Below are 4,299 nucleotides of genomic sequence, written 5' to 3' on the forward strand. Positions count from 1 at the left end.
TATGACTTGCGGAATTGTTTTATACTCGTTACCATCATAAGTCATCACAGCTTGTGCAATAGTAACCTTACCAGTTTTAGTAGGTTTGAGAATGTAGGTATAAGACTTTGACATGCTGCTTTTACCATTGATCCAATTTTGTGAGACAGCCTGACTAGGTCCAGCAACTACTTGAAAACCTACAAAGTTAGGTGGCGTGAAATTATCGCCATCTACGTTCATTTTAAATTCTATACGTAGTCTTTCATTTACGGCAATTCTATCTCTACTTGTTTTTGCTGTAAAACTTACTTGAGCAAGAGAAGAACTTCCTATCAATAAAAACAGAATGTACAATAGATGTTTCATTACCAGTCTTTTTCAGATTTTTTTGCAGCGCCTTTCGCTTTTTTAGCATTTACTTTATCTCTTATCTTTTGCTCTTCATTATTCATCGCCTCTAGTATCTGACTGATTTGCTGTGGTGTCATTTTACCTTCTACGCGTTGCTGAGGTGCTTTCTGGTCTTGTTCTTTAGGGTCGCCTTTACCATCTTTACCATCTTGAGGCTTACCGTCTTTATCTTTATCGCCTTCTCCGTCACCTTTTTTATCATCACCTTCTTTCTCGTTGTCTTTGCCTTTGTCTTTACCGTCAGACTTCTCATCTTGATCACCTTCCTTGTTCTCTTCGTCCTCGCTTTTACTATCGTCTTTCTTGTCTTTTTCATCGTCGCCACCACCGCCGCCACCGCCTTGTTTTTCTTCTTCTTTTTTGGCAAGTGCTAGATTATAACGTGTTTCTTCATCTGTAGGATCGTTTCTCAAAGCATTTTTATAGGCTTCTACAGCTTTTTTATATTCTTTGTTTTCTAATAAAATGTTTCCTTGATTATGAAAAATTCTATGCTTTTCTTCTTTTGTTGTGGCAGCTTCGGCAGCTGCGATATAATTGTTTGAAGCGTTGTATTTTTTAGTTCTTTCATAATACAAGTTCCCTAAGTTATAAGAAGCGTCAGTACTTTTTGGGTTTACTGCTTTTGCTTTTTTGTAGGCTGCTTCTGCAAGATTAAAATTTCCATCTTGAGCATACTCTTGGGCTTTTGCAATCGCGTTCTCGTATTCTTGATTTGTAGGTTGTTCTTGTTGCGCTTTCGCGAAAGCGAAATTTCCTAAAATACACAGTACTATTAAAAAGCTATTCTTCATCATCTTACTCGTTAAATAGGTTCAACTTTTGTAGCCAGCCAGTTTTTCTTTCTAGATAAAATAGGTCGAGGAATAAAAAAAATAATCCAAAACCTAGGAACCACTGAAATTGTGATTCAAAATCGGCATATTGCTGGGAATCAAAGGCCACTTTATCAATTCCTGAGAGCTCTTCTTTGAGTTGTTCAATTACAGTTGCAGTAACTGTGCCATCGATGTATGCACCGTTTCCAGCTTCGGCAATTTCTTTTAAGGTCTCTGGATTTAGTTTAGTCATGACCGTTTTTCCATCGCGATCTTTTTTAAATTCTCTTACTATTCCACCTCGCTTGATAGGTATAGTAGAGCCTTTTTCAGTACCTACTCCTATGGTAATGATACGTATTCCTTTCTCTGCGGCAGCTTCGGCAACGGCTACGCTTTCTCCTTCATGGTCTTCGCCATCGCTAATTATGACCAGTACTTTTGCTGCTTCTGTATTATCGCCATAATAACTTTCTGCTAACTGTATGGCTTCATTTATGGCAGTTCCTTGACTAGATACTAAATCAGTATTTAATGATTGAAGAAAAAGTCTAGCGCTACCGTAGTCTGTAGTGATGGGAAGTTGAGGTACTGCGCTACCGGCATAGGCAATTAAGCCTATACGATCACTTGCAAGGTTATTAATAATTTCTGTGACTAATCGTTGTGATTTTTCTAGACGGCTGGGTGCTATATCTTCAGCAAGCATAGATTTTGAGACGTCTATTGCAAATACTATATCTACTCCTTCACGATTTACAGTTTCTATTTTTTCGCCTGCTTTTAAATTTACTAATGCGAGCACAAGAAAAACAATTCCTACACAAACGGTTACTAACTTTAAAATAGGTTTGAACCAGGATCGATTAGGGATTAAATGATCCAGCATTTCTTTGTTAGCATACTTTTTTTGTGCACGGTAACGCCAGTAGGACAGTCCTATAAATAGAACCACCAGAACTGGGATGAGGCACAAAAGCCAGAAATATATTTTTTCTTCTAATAGGTACATAGAGTACTTAATTGTTTTAATAATTACTTTTAGACTGTCTTAATTATTCAAAAGATTATTATCTCTTGCGGTAGACTATGCTACTGTCTTTAAGACGGTATATCTAAGCAACATCTCTATTGCTATCAAAATAAGCGCTAATAACACCAGATCACGATATTTCTCTTCTACGTTATAGAATTCAAATTGTTCGATTTCTGTTTTTTCTAGTTTATCAATTTCAGCATAGATTTCTTTTAACTTCTGGTTGTCTGTAGCTCTAAAATACTTTCCACCAGTGTCTGTTGCGATTTGCTTCATTAATTCTTCATCGATTTCTACTGGTGCCATTCTCATTTCAAAGGTTCCGTCTGCCCTTGCTCTAAAAGGAGAAGGCGCATTACCATTAGTTCCTATACCGATAGTGTATACTTTAATGTCAAATTCTATTGCCAGCTCGCTAGCGATTTTAGGATCTAGAAAACCGCTGTTATTGACACCATCAGTCATTAAAATAATGACTTTACTTAACGCTTCACTTTCTTTTAAGCGATTCACAGCAGTTGCCAGTCCCATTCCTATGGCTGTACCATTCTCAAGAACACCATCAAACTTAATGTCTTTAATCGCTTTTAAAGAAATAGTTTTATCTGTTGTGATAGGTGTTTTAGTATAACTTTCTCCTGCATAAACTACCACACCTATACGATCGTTAGGTCTTCCATTTATAAAATCTGCAGCTACTTCTTTAGTCGCTTCTAATCTGTCAGGTTTTAAATCTCGAGCAAGCATACTAGCACTCACATCTACCGCAAGCACGATATCAATACCATTAGTAGTTTTGGTTTTTGTGGTAACGTCAGTAGTTTGTGGTCTAGCAAGCGCAATAATGATTAAGGACAGAGCAAGCAACCTTAAAATAAATACTAGAGGTCTAAGTTTGCCTAAAAAGGAACTACTAGACTGAAAGCCTTTACTGGAAGATACTTTTACTGCCGCATTTTGTTTGTTATACGTCCATATGTAAAAAGCAATTACAAATGGTAATCCCAGAAATAGCCAAAACATTTCTGGAGACGCAAATTCTATATTTGTAAACCAGTCCATCATGGTTGCGCTTTCTTTTTACCATCACTAAAAGACGGGAATGAAATAGAGCTTCTCACGCGCTCTCTTAATATTCTTCCAAATTCACGATCTGGATCTTCTTCATCATCTTTCTTATTTGAAATAATAATTTGGTCGATTCCTATTTTATTAGACATCATTAATATCTCATATTCATATAAATCACCGTCAAGTTGATAGGTTCCATCTAGGGAAACTCCGTTAAGGCCATCTATTTCTACTTCATTATCTAACATGAGAATGTCACTCGCTCCCATTTCTTCAAAAACCTTAATCATATTATTATGGACCATTTCTGGCGATAACTTTTTCTCATCTTCGGTAGGTTCTCCTTTAAGTGTAAAAGTTATGACACCTATATAAAAATCATCAGTTAAGTCGCCCGAAGAAAACTGATCGACCGTACTTGCTATGACAGAAAATTTATCGCTTAACACGGTACTGTCCTGACGTACAAGAATATCAGGTGAATTGAGCTGTACTGGCGGCATTCCATATTCACTAGTTAACCAGGTTTGCTCTGTGAGTTCTCTTAACTCATTACCTAGAACTTGATCTTTTACATTTTCAAATCCTGAAATGTAACTCCATATTCCTAAGCCTATCAACACAGCTACAATTCCAGCGCCTATTCCCAAAGCAATTTTTTGAGTACGCTTTTTTATTTCTTGCTGTCTACGGTATTTGGCATCTTGCATTAATTCTTCCTCAGTAGGTGGCGGCAGTACTCTATGAATATTATCAATAATTTCTCTAGTTCTATTTCGGTCTTCTTTGGCGCTTATCGCATCACCACTTGCGCTCGCAAACTTTACTAAGTCTGCTTTTTGAAGTATTTCTTCTAGCCTAGATTGTGTTTTATCCGTAATGTGCATGCCTTTTTCGGTCATGGCAATTTTCAATTCCTTGATCAATTGACCTGTCGTGCTTTCTAAGGTGTGACCGTAAACTTTAGAGTCAATGTACCTT

The 4,299-nt window shown here is 37.0% G+C and carries 4 protein-coding genes and 1 pseudogene; all 5 read right to left on the reverse strand.

Annotated elements, in window-relative coordinates; all coding sequences use genetic code 11:
- Positions 1-348: BatD family protein (locus tag A9Q93_RS07510; protein WP_303686770.1), on the reverse strand; the 348-nt coding region annotated here is incomplete at its 3' end.
- Positions 348-1,190, reverse strand: a complete 843-nt coding sequence (locus A9Q93_RS07515) for a tetratricopeptide repeat protein (protein WP_303686771.1) — start codon at positions 1,188-1,190, stop codon at positions 348-350. The genes A9Q93_RS07515 and A9Q93_RS07510, both read right to left, overlap by 1 nt.
- 1 nt (position 1,191) lies before the next feature.
- Complete coding sequence (locus A9Q93_RS07520; protein ID WP_303686773.1) at positions 1,192-2,223, reverse strand: VWA domain-containing protein; 1,032 nt, start codon at positions 2,221-2,223, stop codon at positions 1,192-1,194.
- A gap of 75 nt (positions 2,224-2,298) precedes the next feature.
- Positions 2,299-3,312 carry a VWA domain-containing protein gene (locus tag A9Q93_RS07525; protein ID WP_303686774.1) on the reverse strand — a complete coding sequence of 338 codons (1,014 nt, stop codon included), beginning with the start codon at positions 3,310-3,312 and terminating at the stop codon, positions 2,299-2,301.
- Positions 3,309-4,299, reverse strand: a pseudogene (locus A9Q93_RS07530) (hypothetical protein); the annotation flags it as partial. The gene A9Q93_RS07525 and the pseudogene A9Q93_RS07530, both read right to left, overlap by 4 nt.

Source organism: Nonlabens dokdonensis, assembly GCF_002162835.1.
GTDB lineage: Bacteria > Bacteroidota > Bacteroidia > Flavobacteriales > Flavobacteriaceae > Nonlabens > Nonlabens dokdonensis_B.

What these genes read in the sequence shown, in the direction of transcription:
- A9Q93_RS07525 (WP_303686774.1), bottom strand. Translation starts at nt 3,312, where the DNA reads ATGATGGACTGGTTTACAAATATAGAATTTGCGTCTCCAGAAATGTTT.
- A9Q93_RS07515 (WP_303686771.1), bottom strand. Translation starts at nt 1,190, where the DNA reads ATGATGAAGAATAGCTTTTTAATAGTACTGTGTATTTTAGGAAATTTC.
- A9Q93_RS07520 (WP_303686773.1), bottom strand. Translation starts at nt 2,223, where the DNA reads ATGTACCTATTAGAAGAAAAAATATATTTCTGGCTTTTGTGCCTCATC.